Annotated in this window: 15 protein-coding genes; 10 read left to right on the forward strand and 5 right to left on the reverse strand. The window is 62.8% G+C overall.

Annotation, left to right across the window (positions count from 1 at the left end; translation table 11 throughout):
• Nucleotides 1–10: 10 nt before the first annotated feature.
• Nucleotides 11–1,354: an Nramp family divalent metal transporter gene (locus tag LDZ23_RS24090; RefSeq protein ID WP_008347129.1), complete on the reverse strand. Its 1,344-nt coding sequence runs from the start codon at nt 1,352–1,354 to the stop codon at nt 11–13.
• Between the two features lie 697 nt (nt 1,355–2,051).
• Between LDZ23_RS24090 and LDZ23_RS24095 the strand changes: the two genes are divergently transcribed.
• From LDZ23_RS24095 to rpoD, 5 genes are all read left to right on the forward strand, one after another.
• Nucleotides 2,052–3,533, forward strand: a complete 1,482-nt coding sequence (locus tag LDZ23_RS24095) for a site-specific integrase (RefSeq protein ID WP_244808268.1) — start codon at nt 2,052–2,054, stop codon at nt 3,531–3,533.
• A gap of 173 nt (nt 3,534–3,706) precedes the next feature.
• Entirely contained in the window at nt 3,707–4,885 is a 1,179-nt protein-coding gene (locus LDZ23_RS24100) for a ParA family protein (RefSeq protein ID WP_008347131.1), read from the forward strand.
• Nucleotides 4,886–5,857: a ParB/RepB/Spo0J family partition protein gene (locus LDZ23_RS24105; protein ID WP_244808240.1), complete on the forward strand. Its 972-nt coding sequence runs from the start codon at nt 4,886–4,888 to the stop codon at nt 5,855–5,857.
• A gap of 317 nt (nt 5,858–6,174) precedes the next feature.
• Nucleotides 6,175–7,497: a replication protein O gene (locus tag LDZ23_RS24110; RefSeq protein ID WP_235366165.1), complete on the forward strand. Its 1,323-nt coding sequence runs from the start codon at nt 6,175–6,177 to the stop codon at nt 7,495–7,497.
• Nucleotides 7,498–7,777: 280 nt separating this feature from the next.
• Nucleotides 7,778–9,784 carry an RNA polymerase sigma factor RpoD gene (rpoD, locus tag LDZ23_RS24115; RefSeq protein ID WP_034472225.1) on the forward strand — a complete coding sequence of 669 codons (2,007 nt, stop codon included), beginning with the start codon at nt 7,778–7,780 and terminating at the stop codon, nt 9,782–9,784.
• Nucleotides 9,785–9,876: 92 nt separating this feature from the next.
• Here rpoD and LDZ23_RS24120 read toward each other — a convergent pair whose 3' ends face one another.
• The 3 genes from LDZ23_RS24120 to LDZ23_RS24130 all read right to left on the reverse strand — a co-directional run bounded on the left by LDZ23_RS24120 (nt 9,877) and on the right by LDZ23_RS24130 (nt 12,894).
• Nucleotides 9,877–10,227, reverse strand: coding sequence for a hypothetical protein (locus LDZ23_RS24120; protein ID WP_033535867.1), 351 nt, complete (start codon nt 10,225–10,227; stop codon nt 9,877–9,879).
• Between the two features lie 236 nt (nt 10,228–10,463).
• Entirely contained in the window at nt 10,464–12,011 is a 1,548-nt protein-coding gene (locus LDZ23_RS24125; protein WP_244808241.1) for a methyl-accepting chemotaxis protein, read from the reverse strand.
• A 178-nt stretch (nt 12,012–12,189) separates the two neighbouring features.
• Nucleotides 12,190–12,894, reverse strand: coding sequence for a glutathione S-transferase N-terminal domain-containing protein (locus LDZ23_RS24130; RefSeq protein ID WP_008347144.1), 705 nt, complete (start codon nt 12,892–12,894; stop codon nt 12,190–12,192).
• Nucleotides 12,895–13,028: 134 nt separating this feature from the next.
• Here LDZ23_RS24130 and LDZ23_RS24135 point away from each other — a divergent pair, with 134 nt between their 5' ends.
• Both LDZ23_RS24135 and LDZ23_RS24140 read left to right on the forward strand, forming a co-directional pair.
• A complete protein-coding gene (locus tag LDZ23_RS24135; protein WP_326929430.1) occupies nt 13,029–13,772 on the forward strand; it encodes a hypothetical protein in 744 nt (247 codons plus the stop codon).
• A gap of 72 nt (nt 13,773–13,844) precedes the next feature.
• Nucleotides 13,845–14,612, forward strand: coding sequence for an SDR family oxidoreductase (locus tag LDZ23_RS24140; RefSeq protein WP_008347148.1), 768 nt, complete (start codon nt 13,845–13,847; stop codon nt 14,610–14,612).
• Nucleotides 14,613–14,620: 8 nt separating this feature from the next.
• Here the strand turns inward: LDZ23_RS24140 and LDZ23_RS24145 are convergent, their stop codons facing one another.
• On the reverse strand, nt 14,621–14,851 hold the full coding sequence (locus tag LDZ23_RS24145) for a hypothetical protein (RefSeq protein WP_008347150.1): 231 nt from the start codon (nt 14,849–14,851) through the stop codon (nt 14,621–14,623).
• A 179-nt stretch (nt 14,852–15,030) separates the two neighbouring features.
• Here LDZ23_RS24145 and LDZ23_RS24150 point away from each other — a divergent pair, with 179 nt between their 5' ends.
• From LDZ23_RS24150 to LDZ23_RS24160, 3 genes are all read left to right on the forward strand, one after another.
• Complete coding sequence (locus LDZ23_RS24150; RefSeq protein WP_008347152.1) at nt 15,031–17,007, forward strand: sigma-54-dependent Fis family transcriptional regulator; 1,977 nt, start codon at nt 15,031–15,033, stop codon at nt 17,005–17,007.
• 191 nt (nt 17,008–17,198) lie between these two features.
• Nucleotides 17,199–18,254 (forward strand): ATP-NAD kinase family protein, encoded by a 1,056-nt coding sequence (locus tag LDZ23_RS24155; RefSeq protein ID WP_008347154.1) that lies wholly within the window; start codon nt 17,199–17,201, stop codon nt 18,252–18,254.
• 33 nt (nt 18,255–18,287) lie between these two features.
• Nucleotides 18,288–19,283 carry a thiamine pyrophosphate-dependent dehydrogenase E1 component subunit alpha gene (locus tag LDZ23_RS24160; RefSeq protein WP_008347155.1) on the forward strand — a complete coding sequence of 332 codons (996 nt, stop codon included), beginning with the start codon at nt 18,288–18,290 and terminating at the stop codon, nt 19,281–19,283.

The following is a 19,283-nucleotide window of genomic DNA, read 5'->3' on the forward strand; positions in this document are numbered from 1 at the left end:
GTTCTTGCGCTTACGACGTCAGCGTGTCCGCGAGCAGCTTCACGTTGAGCGCGACGATCACGGCCGCGACGAGCCACGCCAGCGCGCTCGTCCAGCGCGAAATCGCGAAGACGCCCATTTTTCGCCGGTCCGATACGAAGCGCACCAGCGGAATGACGGCGAATGGCAGTTGCATCGACAAAATGACCTGGCTCAGCACGAGCAACTGGCCGGTGCCCTTTTCGCCGTAGATCGCCGTCACGACGATCACGGGAACGATGGCGATCGCGCGCGTGATGAGACGCCGCGCCCAGTTCGGTATGCGCAGGCGCAGAAAACCTTCCATCACGATCTGGCCGGCGAGCGTCGCGGTCACGGTCGAGTTCAGGCCCGACGCGAGCAATGCCACCGCGAAGAGCGTCGATGCGATGCTCAGGCCGAGGAGCGGCGAAAGCAGGCGGAACGCATCGCCGATTTCCGCGACCTCGTCGTGACCGTTCGCGTGAAACACCGCGGCGGCGACGATCAGGATCGCCGCGTTGATGAAAAGCGCGAGCGTCAGCGCGATGGTGCTGTCAATCGTCGCCCAGCGAATCGCAGCGCGCCGGGCCGTGACGGACTTGCCATACGCGCGCGTCTGCACGATCGACGAATGCAGGTAAAGGTTGTGCGGCATGACGGTCGCGCCGAGGATGCCGATGGCGACATACAGCATTTCGCGATCGGCGACGATGCGCGGCGACGGGATGAAGCCGCGCAGGACTTCGGCGAACGGCGGCGCGGCAGCGGCGATCTGCAACGCGAAGCAGCTTGCAATCACGACCAGAAGCGCGATGACGAAGGCTTCCAGCAGACGGAAGCCTTTGTTGATGAGAAGCAGCAGAAGGAAGGCATCGAGCGCGGTCAGGAGCGCGCCCGCGATCAGCGGTATGCCGAAGAGCAGTTGCAGCGCGATCGCGGTGCCGATCACTTCGGCCAGATCGCACGCGACGATCGCCGCTTCGCAGGCGAGCCACAGGGCGAAGTTCACCGGCTTCGAATAATGATCGCGGCAGGCTTGCGCCAGATCGCGCCCGGTCGCGACGCCCAGTCGGACGGCGAGCGCCTGAAGCAGAATCGCCATCAGGTTCGACAACAGGATGACGGCGAGCAAGGTGTAGCCGAAGCGCGAGCCGCCAGCGATGTCGGTTGCCCAGTTGCCCGGGTCCATATAGCCGACCGAAATCATGTAGCCGGGACCCGCGAACGCGAGGAAGCGCCGAATCCATCGGCCGGTTTCGGGCACATGAACCGACGCGTACACCTCGGGGAGGCTCGGGCGGAACGCGTCGTCCTGCTCGGGCGGTTTCGAAGCGGGGCGTACAGGATCAAGCATCGGCTCGTTTCTCCTGCGGAAACCTGCTGTGGATGTTGTGAAAATATGCGCCGCGGCGAGTGAACATTCAAGCGCATCGGACGGGCGTTGATTACAGATGCCGCAGCCCTGCGCTTCGCGTCTGATAATCGGACTTATCAGATGTAGCGATTTTTCTTGTCAAATTCGAAGTCGGTTGCTAACCTCCGCCCAAATCACTGAAACGTAAGGATAAATGCCAGCCGACACAGGACGCTCCAGAGAGCGCTTGGCAGATAACTCGGGGCAGGCGAATGCGCCGAGCCGTCTCACGCGTCAACACTTCGCGCTTTATCGCGGTTATCTCGACGGCGTTTCCGAAGCACAGTTGCATGCATCGTATGGCGATTCCAGCGCCGATGTACGCTCGACTCGACGGCTGATCGAGGCGCTGCGCGACACGCTTTCCGTTCTCGCACGCCGCGCACGGGACACGGACGCGGCTCACCTGCTGCGGCTTCGTCCCGGCAGCATCCCGCTGTTCGAGCCGCCGCCCGCCGCCGTCGCCCCGCCGCTCGACGCGTTCCGCGACAGAATCGATCCGGACGGCGTGTACGGCGAATCGGAATTGCTCGCGCTTTACGAAGAGGCTTATCCGCCCGAGAGCTCGCCTGCTCTCGATCGGCGCGCGGCGCGTAACGCCCGATTGCGTCGCCGGCAGGCGGACGCGCTCGCGCGCATGGAGGCGTCGCTCGCACAGGATCCACGTCCGGATCATCCGGTCGATGGCTGGTTCGAGCCGGCCGTCGCCGCGCGATTGACTGCCGCCGGACTTTCGACGCTCGCGGATGTCATCGAACTCATCGAGCGGCGACGGCATCGGTGGTATGCGGCCGTGCCACGGCTCGGTCCAAAAGGCGCGCAACGCGTGGTCGACTGGCTGCAACTCCACGCCGAGGCACTCCGGCACACGCTTTCGCCGGCCGCGCTCGTGCCTCGGCGCCAGTGGCAGCCCGGAGACGTCGTGTCGACGCAAAGCGCGGACGTCGACGCAAGCGACTCGATCGCCATTTCTCCTCTTGAAACGTTGCGGGTTCCGCTGGCGCTCGACGGATCGAAAGGGTCGAATCGGGCGCACGCGCACCCGCGATTCGATACGGACATCCGCGCGATCACCGCTTGGCTAGAGGCCCGGTCAAACAGTACGCACACGCGGCGTGCCTATCGGCGGGAGGCGGAACGCCTGCTGCTGTGGGCGTTGATCGAGAAAGGCAAGCCGATTTCGTCTCTCGATGCAGCCGATTGCGCCGAGTACGTCGGTGTCTTTCTCGCGGCTCCGCAGCCGGCGGCGCGCTGGATCGCGAAGGGTCGCCCTGAGCGTTGTTTTGCCGACTGGCGCCCTTTTGCCGGCCCGCTTTCCGATCGCAGCCGCGAAACGGCCCGGTCGATATTGGGCGCCATGTGCGAGTGGCTCGTCGGCGAAGGTTATCTGGCGGCCAATCCGTTTGCCGGATTTGCGCGTGTCGCGACGCCGCCGGTATTCGATTCGGCGACGCGGTCGCTCGATCTGACGCAGTGGAAATGCGTGTTGCAATCGGTCGAACGGACCGAATACTCGTTCGTCGAGCATCGCGACAAATTGGCGCTGCTTCTCGCGTACGCCACCGGCCTGCGACGGGCCGAACTCGCATTCGCAACCACCGACGCGCTCAGCGCCGGGCGTCTTTCCGGCGTGGACGGCGTGGTCTGGCGGCTTGCCGTCGATGGCGGCCGCGGCGCGACGCGGACGGTGCTTTTGCCGCCGATCGTCGTCGAAACGCTCATCGAAAACCTGGCGATGCGCGGACTGCCGCGCCCGTTGGATTGCGCCGAAGGCACGCCAATACTCGCGCAGGCGCGCGGCGGACAGTCATTGACGCCCGACGGCATCGGGAAAATTTTCAAGACGATTTTCTCGAACGCGGCCGCATTGATGGAATCTCATGCGCCCGGCGCTGGCAGGCACCTGACTCGCGCGAGCACGCATTGGCTGCGCCACACACATTCGACGCACGCGCTCGGACACGGCGCGGATCTGCGCGAGGTCAGCGCCGGACTCGGCCATTCCGATGTTTCGACCACCGCTCTGTATCTGGAAAACGAAGACGCGGGGCGTTTCCTTGGCATCGAGAAGTTGATTCGCGGCATCTCGTCAACGCGAAAACCTTCGGATCGGTCCTAATTTCGCGTTTACACGAGCGTCGAGCGTTGTAAAAATGTCCGCTGCGGGCGATCAAGCACTTCAGAGTTTACTTGAGGTTTACCGGTTCGCCGTTTATTCTTCGGTTTGCAGCTTGTTTTCCACAAACCGAAGAATTATTTGCTTACCCAGGCCCGCCAGTGACTGCGAATTCCATGCTAAGCGCTCGGCTTCCCGAAGTCGATCAATCCGTTTCGATCGAAACGCTCTTGGGGGTGGCCGCCCAAGCCACTGACATTCTCAATCAGATCCGCGATGCAATGTTGGAGCCGTATCCGCGCAAAAGCGCACCAACATTCACGAGCGCGCAGGTCGCGTCGCTCTGCGGCATCGACAAGCAGCGGTTCCAGTACCTGACGACCAAGGGCGAGCTGCCAGCGGGCACGTCCAAGGGCGCGGGCCGCAGCAAGGAATTCACGCTCGAAGAAGCGCTCACATGGATCCGCGCGACGAAAGAACGCCCCCGCCGGCCTGAAGGCAAGCGCGGGCGGATCGTGACTGTCGCGAACTTCAAAGGTGGCGTCGCCAAGACCACAACCGCCGTCTCGGCCGCACAGGCCCTGACGCTGCTCGGCCGCAGAGTGCTGGTCATCGACTGCGATCCGCAGGGCACGACGACACAGCTATGCGGCTGGGCGCCCGACGCCGAAATCTCGGACGATCAGACCCTTCTTCCGCTGATCTACGGCGATCAGCAGACGCTGCACTATGCAGTGCAGGAAACGTACTGGCATAACTTGGATCTCATCCCGGCTTCGTCATCGCTCTTCGATGCGGAGTTCGAGATTCCCGCCAAGGTGCTGAACGACAGCACGTTCGAATTCTGGGAAATCGTCCGCAAAGGTCTCATGCCGCTGACGGAAGAGTACGACGCGGTCGTCATCGACACGCCTCCGGCGCTCAGCTATCTCACCATCAACGCGCTGCTCGCGTCGGATGCGATTCTGCTGCCCTGCCCGCCCGAGGCGCTGGATTTCGCAAGCTCGACACAGTTCTGGCATCTCTTTGCGGATATCGCCAAGAAGCTGCCGGGCGTGCTCGAGCAAAAGCGCTTCGACTTCGTGAACGTGATTCTGACCAAAGCCAAGTCGGATGACGTGTCGCGTGTTGTGCGCGGTTGGCTTCAGAAAGCATACGGCGATCGCGTCCTGCCTTTCGAGATTCCGGAGTCGACCGTACCAAAAGGTGCGTCGGCGCAATTGTCGACGGTATATGACTTGTCGAAGCCGGACGGCAGTACGGCCGCTTACAACCGATTCAAAGAGCCGCTCGACCGGCTCGCCGAGCATCTCGACGCGCAGTTCGCCCGCGCGTGGAATCAGACGGAGGATTAAATGGGCATCGGGGACAGACTCCTCGCCAAGACAGCGAACATCGGCAGTAAGCCCACAGAAGGAACGCAAGCGCGTCCAGTCAGCACGGAACCGCGCACGTCTCCCGGTCGGTTGATGGATGCGCAGCATCGCATCAATACGGCGCAGGCGCGCATCAAAGAACTTGAGTCGCAACTCGAGGAACGAGCGGCGCTCGAAGTGCCGCTCGATGCGCTCGTGGAAGTCAGCGGACGGCGTCGCAAACTCACGGCCGAGCAGTTCCAGGAGTTGAAGAGCAATCTCGCACAACACGCGCTCGCCACGCCTATTCTGGTGCGCGCTTTGCCGGATGCTCGTTACGAGATCGTTGCGGGACATAACCGCGTCGCTGCATACCGGGAACTCGGACGATCGACGATACGCGCCAACGTTGCGTCGATCGAAGAAGGGGAAATCGAGTTCGCGGCGTTCTTCTCGAACCTGCTATCGCCATCGCTTACGGATTTCGAGAAGTATTGGAACTTCAAACGATTGCAGGAATTGAGCGGACTCTCGCGCACGGAAATTTCTGAAAGCGCCGGATTGAGCAAGAGTCACGTCACGCGAATCTTCTCATTCGACGCCCTTCCAGAGGCAGCCAAAGCCGCACTCGCCGAAAAGCCAGAGCGACTCGGCAGCAATGCCGCGCAAAAGCTCGCGGCGCTAACAGAAGCCGGCAAGGCGGAAAAGGTCGTCGAAGCCGTCCGACGGTTGGTCGAAGACGAGAATTTTACGCAGGACAAGGCGGTCGCCCTCGTCGCGGAAAAGCCGCGCGCAGTGATTCCAAGCGCAACAGTGGTCCGAGCGGGGCGCAGGAAGGTCTGCGAAGTGTCCACGCGAAATGGTGTGGTGGGAGTTCGTTTCTTCGAGAAGGACGCGGGCGACGCAGAGCAATGGGGACAGCGCATTGCTGACTTCATCAACAAGACACTAAGTGAATCGGAGCAAGACTGAGGCTCTACTAGAGTTTTCTTTTAAATCAATGACTTAACGAGAACCGGAAAGTCGTTGACACTGAACCTAGTAGAACCTCTTTTCAAATCAAAGAGTTAGCGTAGTAGCAAACCTGAGGGTGCTATGTAACGAACAAGTTCCACAAAGACAAAAGCCTTCGGCGCCAACCGAAGGCTTTTGAATATCGGGCTTAACTGCTTATCGCCCGGTCCGCTTCCCGACGCCAATCGGGTCACGAGTACGCAACTCGAAGTTTAGCGGAACGCGATTAGCAGTCAAGCATTTGTCTTCCATTTTTCGAAATGGACGTACTTGACATGCGTATCGCGCAACTTTCCGTTGCAGGCGAGGCTCTTTCTCGCCTAAAAAACTCTGAACCGTCTTCAGCGGTAGCCGATCAAGAAGCTCTCGATGAGTACGCTTGTGATCGTTCGAATCTGCCTTGGGTCATTTTCCGGGCCGCTCATCGAGCCACGCACACGAAGGCGCTGCCTGCACGCGCGCGTGCCCTGCTCGCCGCCTTGGCCCGCACAGTCGACGCATCTCGTCCGTTCGCACCCATCTTCGCGCGGCGCGAACTGCTCACGGGCCGGGCCCAGCAATCCATGCGGACCTTCTATCGCAGCATGGACGACCTCGAGGGCGCCGGGTTTATCATCCGGCCGCCTCAGACCCGCTATGGCGCTGCCGGCCTGTTTGGTCGCGCATATATCCACCTGACGCAGAAGGCAGCCGCTTTGCTCGGACTCGTTGACGTAGCCGATGCGACCACTACGAAGCCGGCTCAACATCGGGAGAGCGCGTCAGACGCCCAAGCCGGGTTTTCTGACGGCCATCCGTCTGTCACCGTGGCAGACGGTGCTATATATAAGGATCTACTCCCTAATACTCAAAAGAGACAACCAGGACGACTTCCCGCCGATCTCCAACGCCTCGTGCCTCTGGGATTTCGTGAATTCCTGATCTTCAAACTGATGCGAGAAGCGAAAGCCCACGGCAAGCTTCTCTCCGATGTCGTCGAAGCAAGTTGGGCACCCTTGCAACGCGCAACGCATCCGATCAGCTACCTTCGCACCCTTCTGCGAGTCCCGGTCGACTTCGCCTATCGGGCGCGAAGCCAGCGCGAAGCCCACGTGCAGCAGCAAATCGAGCGAACGACTTCTGCGCGCACAGATGAAGTTGTAGGCGGTTTGGCCGGCCGGTCATTCGTCAGCCGTGACGGCTTGCGCCGCTACCGCGTCTCCGACGACGCCCGTTCCATCGTCATCTGCCATCGCGACGAGCCGCATCCGCGCGTCCATGCGGGCACATGGCAGAAAGATTTCGTTGCGGCCTTTGAGGCAGGTCACATCCTGCTCGACGACAAAGATCGCTTCGGCTCTCACGTCGATTTCCCGACGCCTCTAGCCGCAGGCCCGATCGACCTCCAGCGCGCATCCGAAGCGCGCCTGAGCGACATCAAAGCGCTTCTCCGCTTGAAGAGCGTGGGCGGGACCCCATCTGCGAAACCAAGGGACGTGGCGCGACCAATGCTGAAGGACAAGTCCGCTATCGCCCCTTTGAGTTCGCTTTTGCAGGCGGTGCTCCGTGCGGCGCCATCAACCAATTTTCGCGATTCACCGGGTACGAGTTCGTGCTGAACGGGCGGCCAAAACATCAGATGAATCGACGTGAGACCGCGCCCGGAAACTTTTTTGAATTAGGCTGCTGCGTCGCAGCAAAAGCTGATATACTCTAAGGTTGCGCCTGAATGGGCGATTGGAAAACGCAAACACCGCGTCTGGATGCGGTTTGCGTGCTTTGCTCGATGCGATTTTCAGCAAGCCGTCCGTGGTCGAAGCTGTCATCGAAATCATCGCGAGCCGTTACGCTCGCTCCCGGGGATCTGTCGTCGCCGAGCAAACCTGTCGAGGAGAAAGTATGGCAAGTTTTGATCGGGAAGATTCGGAGCTGGATATCGTCGCGCCGGCGCGCAAGGCACCGGGCCGGCGGGCGAACAAAGGGAAGGGCCAGGCCGGCACGATACAGCCCGATGTCGCGATGACCGCCGAACAAAATGAAGAGCGTCAGCGTCAGATGCGCGCGCTCATCCAGTTGGGCAAGGAGCGCGGCTATCTCACGCACGCCGAGATCAACGACCACCTTCCGGATAACTTCGCTGAAACGGCGGCGATGGAAACCGTCGTCAGCACGTTCCACGATATGGGTGTCGCGGTCTACGAGCAGGCGCCGGACGCCGAAACGCTGCTGCTGAGCGACAACGCCCCAAGCGTGGTGACGGACGAGCAATCGGACGAAGAAGCGGAAAACGCGCTGTCGACCGTCGATTCCGAATTCGGCCGCACGACCGACCCGGTTCGCATGTACATGCGTGAAATGGGCGCGACCGAGCTGCTCACGCGCGCCGGCGAAATCGCGATTGCGAAGCGCATCGAAGACGGGCTGCACGAGATGATTCAGGCGATCGCGGCGTGCCCGTCGACGGTCGCGACGATTCTCGCGGACGCGGCGCAAGTCGAATCGGGCGAGCTGAAGATCGACGAACTGGTCGATGGCCTGAAGGAAGAGGACACGGCAGATGAAGACATGTCGGCTTCCGATACGACCGACTCCGCCGAAATCGATACGGATACCGACGAATCCGACAGCGACGAAGACGACGACGACGATCTCGATGGCGCTGGCGATTCCGCTGCATCGAACGAAGCGCGTCTGAAGCAACTGAAGGCCGACTGTCTGGAGATCTTCGCACGCGTGCGCGAGCTGGCGGAACAGGCGAGCAGTCCTAAGGGTTCGGGTGCCGCTGCGGCGAAGGCTGTCGAAAAGGCTCGAGCCGAAATCCAGCGCGAGCTCGGTTCGATCCGCTTCACGGCGAAGACCATCGACCGCCTGTGCGCGAACGTTCAGCAGCAGGTCGCGCAGGTGCGTGACATCGAACGTCGCGTGTTGCAGATCGCGGTGGATCGTTGCGGCATGCCGCGCGACAAGTTCGTCGAATCGTTCGTCGGTCACGAGACCGATCTCGAATGGACGGCACGTGCGTCGGCGGCTTCGAAGCAATACGGCGCGTCGCTCGAGCGCAGCCTGCCGGCGATTCAGGCAGAGCAGCAGAAGCTCATCGACATCGAAGGCGTCGTCGAGATGCCGCTGCAGCAACTGAAGAAGATCAACCGTCAGATGACGGCTGCCGAATTGAAGATGCGTCAGGCCAAGCGCGAGATGATCGAAGCGAACCTGCGTCTCGTCATCTCGATTGCGAAGAAGTACGTCAATCGCGGCATGCAGTTCCTGGATCTGATTCAGGAAGGCAACATCGGTCTGATGAAGGCGGTGGACAAGTTCGAATATCGCCGTGGCTGGAAGTTCTCGACGTATGCGACGTGGTGGGTTCGTCAGGCCGTGACGCGTTCGCTCGCCGATCAGGCGCGCACGATCCGCGTGCCGGTGCACATGATCGAAACGATCAACAAGCTGAACCGCATCTCGCGCGAGATCTTGCAGCAGACGGGCCTGGAAGCGCATCCGTCGGTGCTGGCCGAGCGCATGGAAATGCCGGAAGAGAAGATCCGCGGCATTCTCAAGATCGCGAAGCAACCGGTGTCGCTGGAAACGCCGGTCGGCGAAGATGCCGATGCAACGCTTGGCGACATGATCGAAGATCAGGGCGCTGCTTCCCCGGCAGAGGCCGCCGTGCACGCGAACATGCGCGCCGCGATCGACGATGCGCTCAACGCGCTGTCGCCGCGCGAGGCGAAGGTGCTGCGCATGCGCTTTGGCATCGACACGGCTTCGGACTATACGCTCGAAGAACTGGGTAAGCAGTTCGATGTGACGCGCGAGCGCATTCGCCAGATCGAGAGCAAGGCGATGCGCAAGCTCATGCATCCGAGCCGCGCCGACAAGCTGCGTCCGTTCCTGGATCGCTGATCCTGCGGGCCGCCTGGACTGACGTTCGGGCGAACTCTGAAGCGCGTGCCGCCAGAAATGGCGGCACGCGCTTTTTTATTTGCGCGATGACATCAGCCGTGCGTCGTGCCTTTAGGCATCCTTGACGACGCGCACGCCTGCAACGCGACGATCGCCTTGTTTGCGAGCGTGAGCGTTTCCTCGCAGGCGAGGCGGTCGCGAAAGATCGAGCATCCGCCGCCGGCGTTCACTTTCGCCACCGCGTTACGCAGCTTGTCGAGCGCGGATTGCGGCGAGCCGGCGTCGCGAATCATCGACGCGATATCGAACGCGCTGCCGGCGTCGGTTTCGACGTAGCCGGGGCATTGCGTTTGCGCGTGAGCCGCCATGCAGATCATGCCGGCAGCCGCAGCCAGCGAAAGGCGCCGGGCGCGGCGTCGAGAAGGGTAGAGGAGGGCATCCATTGGCGTCACCATCGTCAGATTCGCATTGACAAATCATGCGTTCGGCGAACTCGTGACGGCTGGAACGGACGAATGCTTGTCCACAGAATCGGTGGGCAAGATTGTGGATATCCTGAGCATCGCCGGGCCAACGTGTTGATGCGTAACGCATTTGACCCGGCGTACGAAATTCGCGCGTTGCTTCGTCTCCCATTCTGAACCGGTAAAAAAATTCGCGCCGGCCGCGTCAAAAAAGCCTAAATGCGGAATGCCTGGACGGTTTGCCCGAGTTCGCGCGCCTGCGCGTCGAGCGCGTGCGCGGCCGTCGCCGCTTCGTTCACGAGGGCGGCATTCTTCTGCATCAAACGATCCATCTGCGATACCGCGTCGTTCACTTCGTCGATGCCGCTGCTTTGCTCGCGCGAAGCCGTCGCGATCGCTTCGACGAGCATCGACACGGCGTCGACGGAAGCGAGCAGATCGGCGAGCGTCGCGCCCGCGCGCATGACCGTCGAGCCGCTCGATTCGACGTGCGCATTCACTTCGCGGGTCAATTGCGAGATTTCCTTCGCCGCGGCCGACGAGCGTCGCGCGAGCGCGCGAACTTCCTCGGCGACGACAGCAAAGCCACGTCCGAGCGACCCGGCTCGCGCCGCTTCGACCGCCGCGTTCAGCGCGAGCAGATTCGTCTGAAACGCGATGGATTCGATCACGCTCGTAATCTGCCGGATCTGCGCCGAACGCGACGACAAATCCATCATGCGCGCGATTGCATCGGCGACGGCGCGTTCGCCATCCTTCGCGCGCCCAGACGCTTCCCTCGCCAACTCGCGCGCGCGATTCGCGTGCTCGGCGTTCGCGCGAACGGTGGATGCGATCTGCTCCATGCTCGCCGACGTCTGCTGCAAGCTCGCCGCATGTTCCTCGGTGCGCGCGGACAGCGCGTGGTTGCCCTCGGTGATGTCCGCCGCCGCGACGCCGATGGTCTGCGTCGAGCGCTTGATGTCGCCGACCATCGACGCGAGCTGGCTGCGCATCAGGCTCATCGCGTACATCACGCTTTGCGTGTCGCCGCGCGCGACGGGCACATCGGTCAGCAGATCGCCTTGCGAGACGCGCCGCGCCACGCTTGCCGCGAGTTCCGGTTCGCCGCCGAGCTGGCGCATGAGCGAGCGCGCCAACGAAAAGCAGAGCCAGCCGACGAGCGCCACGCCCGCCCCGATGCACGCGCCCACGCTCCATTGCACGATGCGGCTCACGCGTTGCGCGTCGTCGTATTCCTGCTGTGCGGCGGTGAGCTGAAACGCGCGCAGATCGGTGCTTTCCTTCTTGACGCGCTTCGCTTGCGGCTCGATCTGCTGCGTGACGATCCACTGTGCTTCGGCCAAATTGTTGGCGGCGAGCAGATCCGTCGACGGACGAAAGCCTTTGTCGCGCAGTGTCGCCCAGTCGGCGGCGAGGCGCCTTGCGAGCGGCGCTTCGGTCGAATCGAGCGGATAGCGCAGATAGCGGCCGAGCAGGGCATCGATATTTGCGACGCGCTGCTGCGTCGATGCGACCACGGCTTGCGTCTTTTGCGCCGATGGATCGAGCACGGCGTCGCTGATCGCGAACTGGCTTTGCGTGATGAGTTCGTCGATCGTGGAAATGGTCTGCAGGGCTTGCACGCGCCCTTCGAAGACGTGGCGTAGCGCGGCATTGCCTTGCTGGACGCCGAATAATCCGACGCTGCCGACCGCAACGAGCACGGCGGCGACCGCGCCCGTGACGATCGCGAGGCGCGCCTTGACGGTGAACATTGACATTTTCGGTAGAGGAGAAACGTGCGCGGAGAAGTCCGGAGGCGCGCAGCGGCCAATCATCGGACTTTTGTGGAGAGCGCAATCTACCGATTGTCGAAGACGTTTGTGTGACAAGCGCCGCGGTCACGCGCCGCAAACCTTTGCGTGCGCGTTCCCAACGAAAGCGACCGATGCCCCGCAATCAATCGCGCTTCGGAATCTCCAGTCCGCGCTTCACCGCAGGCCGCGCGAGAAACGCGTCGAGCACGCGCTCGACGTTCTTGAACTCGTGAAAATCCACCAGCTCGCGCGCTTCGTAAAAGCCGATCAGATTGCGCACCCACGGAAACGTGGAGATATCCGCGATGCTGTACTCGTCGCCCATGATCCAGTCGCGACCTTCGAGCCGCTTGTCGAGGACACCAAGAAGCCGCTTCGATTCGGCGACGTAGCGCGCACGCGGACGCTTATCCTCGTAATCCTTGCCCGCGAACTTGTGAAAGAAGCCGACCTGCCCGAACATCGGGCCGACGCCGCCCATCTGGAACATCAGCCATTGCAGCGTTTCGTAGCGCTTCGCCACATCGTCGGGCATCAACTGGCCGCTCTTCGCCGCGAGATAGACAAGAATCGCACCGGATTCGAAGAGCGGCATCGGCTCGCCGTTCGGTCCGTCCGGATCGATGATCGCGGGAATTTTGTTGTTCGGATTGAGCGACAGGAACTCGTCCGACATCTGATCGTTCTTGTCGAAGCGCACGAGATGCGGCTCGTAAGGCAGGCCGGTTTCCTCGAGCATGATCGAGACTTTCACGCCATTGGGGGTCGGCAGCGAATAGAGCTGAATGCGCTCGGGATGCTGAGCGGGCCATTTGCGGGTGATGGGGAAATCGGCAAGCGCGGTCATTTAGAGTCCTCGAAGGTCGAAGCGCCGAATATAACGATTTCGCGGCTTTCCTGCGTCGAAGACACCATCGCGCGCGCTGTCATCCGCTCGCCGCATCGACAGGAAAAGATTGAGGGATCTCGTACAGACGACGTATGTCGAAACGCGGAATCTGTTCTTGCCTCGACTACAAAAGCGATTGTAGGAATCGCAGCATCGATACGAGGATTGCGCGCAGCGCGAAGGTCAAGAAGTCAACGAACAACGAAGAAACCAAGCCCTTGCGGGAAATGTGCAGCGCGAACGCGACGTGCGGGCCGGTCCACTGGCTCGGTTATTGCATCGGCACGGGTGCCCGGGAATCCGTGCCGGCCTTACGAACCGTTGGTTACGCTGCCATGAAAACCGCTCCTCTCGCAACGCTTACCGCAATCGCTGCCGTGGTCGGGGGACTGCTGCCCAGCCTGTGCACCGCCACGTCTCTCGAAAGCCAGCTCGACTGCAAGTCCAGCGCGCACAACTTCATCGCACCGCTCGTCGCCGATAAATCCATCGACGCGCGCCCCATGCGCGTCGAGGCGAATTCGGTCAACGCGTTCAAGCCGACCCAGGGAAGCGAGCTCACCGCTTACGGCTTTCGCGTGTATGCCGTGCTGGGCTACGAGCACGGCGACGACATGTTCAAGCGCGGCAGCGGCCAGCCGATCAACGATTCCGCGTATGGCGTCGTGGTGCTCGCCGCGTCGGAAACGGTCGAGGCGAAGGTGCGCGAATCGGGCAGCACGGCGGTCGTCAAACAGGTCGTGCCGATGATGATGACCGCCGTCTTCTGCGACGGCAGCGGCGCGAGCAAGACGACGGCCGGCGCCGTTACGACGGAAGCGTCGCGGAATCGCTGAATCATCGTCGATAATGTTCTCCCCAAAAGCGCGCGCAAAGTGTCGCGCGCCCGACAACAGGAGAACGCCGACATGTCTGACGCAGCCAAGCAGTCTCAACGAATCGCCATCGTCACCGGAGCGGGAAGCGGGATCGGCCGTGCGGCGGCGCTGGCCTTGCTCGGCGACGGCTGGTCGGTCGTGCTTGCCGGAAGACGTCCCGCGCCGCTCGACGCGGTGATCGGCGAATCGAATGCAGCGGAGCGCGCGCTCGCCGTGCCGACCGACGTCTCCGATCCGCAATCGGTCGAGAAGCTCTTCAAGGCGGCGGTCGAGCGCTTCGGCCGCGTCGATCTGCTGTTCAACAACGCTGGCGTGACGAATCCGCCGGGACCGTTCGAGGACTGGACGCCCGAGCAATGGAAGAACGTCGTCGATATCAATCTGAACGGCATGTTCTATTGCCTGCAGCAAGCGTTCCGCACGATGAAGGCGCAAACGCCCACGGGCGGCCGCATCATCAATAACGGTTCGATTTCCGCGAGTGCGCCGCGCCCCAATTCGGCGGCCTACACGGCGACGAAGCACGCGGTGCAAGGTCTCACGAAGACCGCATCGCTCGATGGCCGCAAGTACGACATCGCGGTCGGTCAGATCGATGTCGGCAATGCTTTCACCGAGCTGTCGGAGCGCATGTCGAAGGGCGTGCCGCAAGCGAACGGCGAGATCGCCATCGAACCGATGATGGACGTGAAGATCGTCGGCCAGTCGGTGCTCTACATGGCGAACCTGCCGCTCGAAGCCAACGTGCTGTTCCACACCGTGATGGCCACCAAGATGCCGTTCGTCGGCCGCGGCTGATTCTTCTTCTACGCGATCCGATACCAGACGCGAATGCCCGAGTACCAATGGCTCACGCTGGTATCGTCGCCGGCGCCGAACGTCGAGAGGCTCTCGACGTTCAGCACGTCGACGTCGTTCTCGGCAATCCACCTGTTCGCGCGCTCGACGAGCGCCGCGCCGTTCTCGTACACGTTGCCCTTGATGAGGTGATGCTGCACGATCTGTCGCTCGAAGTCTTCGTAAGCGATCTTCGCCATCCGCTGTCTCCTGATTTTCGTTCTGATGCGCCGATGTATCAGCGGTCGTATATGTTGCGGCGCAGCGCTATCGCCGCATGACGCGTTCTGCCGATTCGAGCATCATATGGCCTGAGACACGCTCGTGCGAATCGGTGAATTCCGCGTGCGGGCGGCACGAGAACGCCAAGGAGAGCACGATGGACATGCGGCAACGCGAGCACATCGAGGCAGTCGTCGCGGCGACCACGCGGGCGGACGCGCTCGGTACGGCGCGAGCGCACGACGGCATCATTCAGTCTTCATGGCGGCGTTGCGTGCATCAGTACGGACTCGATCCGTCGCGCATGCAGGAAGCGCGCATCCTGCCGCAGACGCGCCTGCGCGAGCATCAGCAGCGCATCGACGACTTCGCGCGCATCGCGCGTCACGGTCTCGAAGCCTTGTACGAGCAGGTCGCGGGCATGGGTTATGTCGTGCTGCTCACCGATGCGCTCGGCGTGACCGTCGATTACATCGGCGATGCGAACACCGATTCCTCGCTGCGCCGCGCGGGTCTCTATCTCGGCGCGGAGTGGAGCGAAGCGGGCGCGGGCACCTGCGCGGTCGGCACCGCGCTCACGACGGGGCAGGCGCTCACCGTCCATCAGATCGATCATTTCGACGCCACGCACATTCCGCTCACGTGCACCGCCGCGCCGCTCTACGATTCGCGCGGCGCGCTTTCCGCGATCCTGGACATTTCCGCGCTCGTGTCGCCGCAAGCGCGCGACAGCCAGAATCTCGCGCTGCAACTCGTGCGGATTTACGCGGGGCACATCGAGAACGCGAATTTTCTGCGCACGCATCGGCAGGACTGGATTCTGAAGCTGAACACCGCGCCGGAATTCGTCGATGTGAACCCCGAATATCTGATCGCGCTCGATGCGAGCGGACGCATCGTCGGACACAATCGCCGCGCGCATACGATGCTCGCCGCCGAAATCGGCCGTCCGGTCGCGCCGGGAGAAAGGGCGACGTCGCTGATCGGCGTGCCGTTCGATACGCTTTTCGACGCGCGCATCGAAGAGCTGGGCCGCTTCGTCTATTCGCGCCCGAGCGAATTGCGCGCGGTGCCGCTCGCAAAATCCGGCGCGCTGCTTTATCTGAGCGTGATGCCGCCCGCGCCGTGCGTCACGCCGTCGACCAACGCGACTGCGGCGCGCAGCGTGGAAGTGCCCGCGCCGCTCGCCGCGCTGTGCGGTGGCGATGCCGCGCTCAGGCGTCAACTGGAACGCGCCGCGAAGCTCGTCGATTCGCCGATCAACCTGCTCGTCAATGGCGAAACCGGCAGCGGCAAGGAGTTTTTCGCGAAGGCGCTGCATCGCGCGAGCGCGCGGCGCGCGGGGCCGTTCGTCGCGGTGAATTGCGCGGCGATTCCGGAGACGCTCATCGAAAGCGAATTGTTCGGGCATCTGCCGAACAGCTTTTCGGGCGCGGGCGCGAAGGGCAAGCGCGGGCTCATTCAGGAAGCGGACGGCGGCACGCTCTTTCTCGATGAAATCGGCGACATGCCGCGCGAGTTGCAATCGCGGCTGCTGCGCGTACTGGCCGAAGGCGAAGTGCTCGCGATCGGCGCGTCGCGGCCCGTATCGGTCGATGTGCGCGTGATTTCCGCCACCCATCATTCGCTCGACGCGCTCATGCACGACGGACGCTTCCGCGAGGATCTCTACTATCGCCTGAACGGCGCGCGCTTCACGCTGCCGCCGCTGCGCGAACGAAGCGATCTCGACTGGCTCGTCGACAAGCTGCTCGAAGGCGCGGTCACGCTGACGCCGGCGGCGCGTGAACGGCTGCATCGGCATGAGTGGCCGGGCAATCTGCGCGAGCTTTGCAACGTGCTGCGCTATGCGCGCGCGGTGTGCGCGAACGGTTCGATCGATGTCGATGATCTGCCGGAAGGATTCGACGGCGCGCCGACGCCAGTCGAAGCCGAGCCGGCGCGCGCCGTCGTCGAGGATTTCGATCCGCATCGGCTGCCGCCCGAAGGCATGCTGCTGATGCAGTATCTGCGCGCGGCGAGCTGGAATCTGAGCGCGGTCGCGCGGCAGATCGGCGTGAGCCGCATGACGCTTTACCGGCGCATGGCGCGCTACGGCATCAAGTCGCCGAATCAGCGCGACGCGGGCCACTAACGCGCGATACGCCTGTACTCCCGCCGATACACCTGCCGCTGTGACACCTGTCACGGCGGCGCCCCGTACACCCTCCAAAGCGCCCGATTTCCGCGGGTAATCCCTCGCTTTTTCGCGCGCGAAAGCCGTCTTCAGATTGGCATGGCGCTTGCCTTTATCCGCCGCACAAAACACACAACGGAGACACTGGCATGCGTGACAGCGCGGCACCGCTCGTCGGCATCATCGCCAATCCTGTTTCGGCGCGGGACATCCGGCGCGTCATCGCGAATGCGAACAGCCTGCAGCTCGCGGATCGCGTGAATATCGTGTTGCGGCTGCTGTCGTCGCTCGCGTCGTGCGGCGCTTCGCGCGTGCTGATGATGCCGGACCGCGAAGGTCTCAAGGTCATGCTCCAACGGCATCTTTCGCGCAAGCAAGGTCCGGACGCCGCGCTCGCTCACGTCGAATTCCTCGACATGCCCGTGACCGCGCGCGTCGACGACACGTTTCGCGCCGCGCGCATGATGCACGACGCCGGCGCCGATGCGCTCATCGTGCTCGGCGGCGACGGCACGCATCGCGCGGTCGTGCGCGAGTGCGGCCAGGTGCCGATCGCAGGCTTGTCGACGGGCACGAACAACGCCTATCCGGAAATGCGGGAGCCGACCATCTCCGGACTTGCGACGGGGCTCTACGCAACGGGCCGCGTCCCCGCGCGCCAAGCGCTCGCGTCGAACAAGCTGCTCGACATCGAAATTCGCGATGCGAAAGGCAGCGTGCGCCGCGACATCGCGCTCGTCGATGCCGTGATTTCGCACGAGCATTTCATCGGCGCGCGGGCGCTGTGGAAGATCGACACGCTCGCCGCCGTCTACGTCTCTTACGCCGATCCGCAGGCGATCGGCATGTCGGCGATCGCCGGTCTGCTCGAACCGCTCGGGCGGCACGACAAGGGCGGACTCGCGATCGAGCTCGGCAGACCAGGCGACTGCGAATTCGAACTGCACGCGCCGATCGCGCCCGGCCTCGTCGAACCCGTGCCGATCGCGAACTGGACGCGCCTCGCCGACGGCGTGCCGCATCGCGTGAAGCAGAAGAGCGGCATCGTCGCGCTCGACGGCGAACGCGAGCTCGCCTTCGGACCCGGCGACGAAGTGAGCGTCACGCTCAGGGAAAGCGCTTTTCGCAGCATCGATGTCGCCGCGTGCATGCGTTACGCGGCGGCGTCCGGGCTGATGCGTCAGTCCAGCAGCCACACCCGCTAGGCCAACCCACGGAAGACATCAAAGGAGACAGAGATGACAGCGACGCAACATGCGGGCGGCTTGCCGCTCTCCAAGGACGAACTGCTGAGCGCGTATCGCAAGATGCGCACGATCCGCGATTTCGAAGAGCGCCTGCACGTCGATTTCGGACGCGGGGACATTCCCGGCTTCGTGCACCTGTACGCGGGCGAGGAGGCGGCGGGCGTCGGCATCATGACGCATCTGAACGATGGCGACCGCATCGCGAGCACGCATCGTGGACATGGACACTGCATCGCGAAAGGCGTCGATCCGGTCGCGATGATGAAGGAGATCTACGGCAAGAAAGGCGGCTCGTGCAACGGCAAGGGCGGCTCGATGCATATCGCCGATCTGTCGAAAGGGATGATGGGCGCGAACGGCATTCTCGGCGCGGGCGCGCCGCTGATCTGCGGCGCGGCGCTCGCGGCGAAGTTTCGCGGCAAGGGCGAAGTCGGCATCACGTTCGCGGGCGATGGCGCGTCGAACCAGGGCACGTTTCTCGAAAGCCTGAATCTCGCGGCCGTGTGGAACCTGCCGGTGATCTTCGTGATCGAGAACAACGGCTATGCCGAATCGACCGCGCGTGACTACGGCACGGCCGTCGATAGCTACGTCGATCGCGCGGCGGGCTTCGGCATTCCGGGCGTGACCGTCGACGGCACCGATTTCTTCGCGGTGTACGAAGCGGCGGGCGAGGTCATCAAACGCGCGCGCGAAGGCGGCGGGCCGGCGCTGCTCGAATGCAAGATGATCCGCTTCTACGGTCACTTCGAAGGCGACGCGCAGACGTACCGCGCGCCCGGCGAAATCGACGATATCCGCTCGAACAAGGATTGCCTGAAGAAGTTCGCGGCCGCCGTCACGCAAGCCGACGTGATCTCCCCGGGAGAACTCGACGCGATCGACAAGGAGGTCGCCGCGCTGATCGACCGCGCGGTGCAGGAAGCGAAGGACGCCCCTTTGCCGACCGCCGCCGATCTGCTCACCGATGTCTACGTCAAATATTGA

It is taken from the genome of Caballeronia zhejiangensis, from assembly GCF_022879815.1.
In the GTDB taxonomy this organism is placed as follows: Bacteria; Pseudomonadota; Gammaproteobacteria; order Burkholderiales; family Burkholderiaceae; genus Caballeronia; species Caballeronia zhejiangensis.

What these genes read in the sequence shown, in the direction of transcription:
- LDZ23_RS24090 (WP_008347129.1), bottom strand. Translation starts at nt 1,354, where the DNA reads ATGCTTGATCCTGTACGCCCCGCTTCGAAACCGCCCGAGCAGGACGAC.
- LDZ23_RS24095 (WP_244808268.1), top strand. Translation starts at nt 2,052, where the DNA reads ATGGAGGCGTCGCTCGCACAGGATCCACGTCCGGATCATCCGGTCGAT.
- LDZ23_RS24100 (WP_008347131.1), top strand. Translation starts at nt 3,707, where the DNA reads ATGCTAAGCGCTCGGCTTCCCGAAGTCGATCAATCCGTTTCGATCGAA.
- LDZ23_RS24105 (WP_244808240.1), top strand. Translation starts at nt 4,886, where the DNA reads ATGGGCATCGGGGACAGACTCCTCGCCAAGACAGCGAACATCGGCAGT.
- LDZ23_RS24110 (WP_235366165.1), top strand. Translation starts at nt 6,175, where the DNA reads ATGCGTATCGCGCAACTTTCCGTTGCAGGCGAGGCTCTTTCTCGCCTA.
- rpoD (WP_034472225.1), top strand. Translation starts at nt 7,778, where the DNA reads ATGGCAAGTTTTGATCGGGAAGATTCGGAGCTGGATATCGTCGCGCCG.
- LDZ23_RS24120 (WP_033535867.1), bottom strand. Translation starts at nt 10,227, where the DNA reads ATGGATGCCCTCCTCTACCCTTCTCGACGCCGCGCCCGGCGCCTTTCG.
- LDZ23_RS24125 (WP_244808241.1), bottom strand. Translation starts at nt 12,011, where the DNA reads ATGTCAATGTTCACCGTCAAGGCGCGCCTCGCGATCGTCACGGGCGCG.
- LDZ23_RS24130 (WP_008347144.1), bottom strand. Translation starts at nt 12,894, where the DNA reads ATGACCGCGCTTGCCGATTTCCCCATCACCCGCAAATGGCCCGCTCAG.
- LDZ23_RS24135 (WP_326929430.1), top strand. Translation starts at nt 13,029, where the DNA reads ATGTCGAAACGCGGAATCTGTTCTTGCCTCGACTACAAAAGCGATTGT.
- LDZ23_RS24140 (WP_008347148.1), top strand. Translation starts at nt 13,845, where the DNA reads ATGTCTGACGCAGCCAAGCAGTCTCAACGAATCGCCATCGTCACCGGA.
- LDZ23_RS24145 (WP_008347150.1), bottom strand. Translation starts at nt 14,851, where the DNA reads ATGGCGAAGATCGCTTACGAAGACTTCGAGCGACAGATCGTGCAGCAT.
- LDZ23_RS24150 (WP_008347152.1), top strand. Translation starts at nt 15,031, where the DNA reads ATGGACATGCGGCAACGCGAGCACATCGAGGCAGTCGTCGCGGCGACC.
- LDZ23_RS24155 (WP_008347154.1), top strand. Translation starts at nt 17,199, where the DNA reads ATGCGTGACAGCGCGGCACCGCTCGTCGGCATCATCGCCAATCCTGTT.
- LDZ23_RS24160 (WP_008347155.1), top strand. Translation starts at nt 18,288, where the DNA reads ATGACAGCGACGCAACATGCGGGCGGCTTGCCGCTCTCCAAGGACGAA.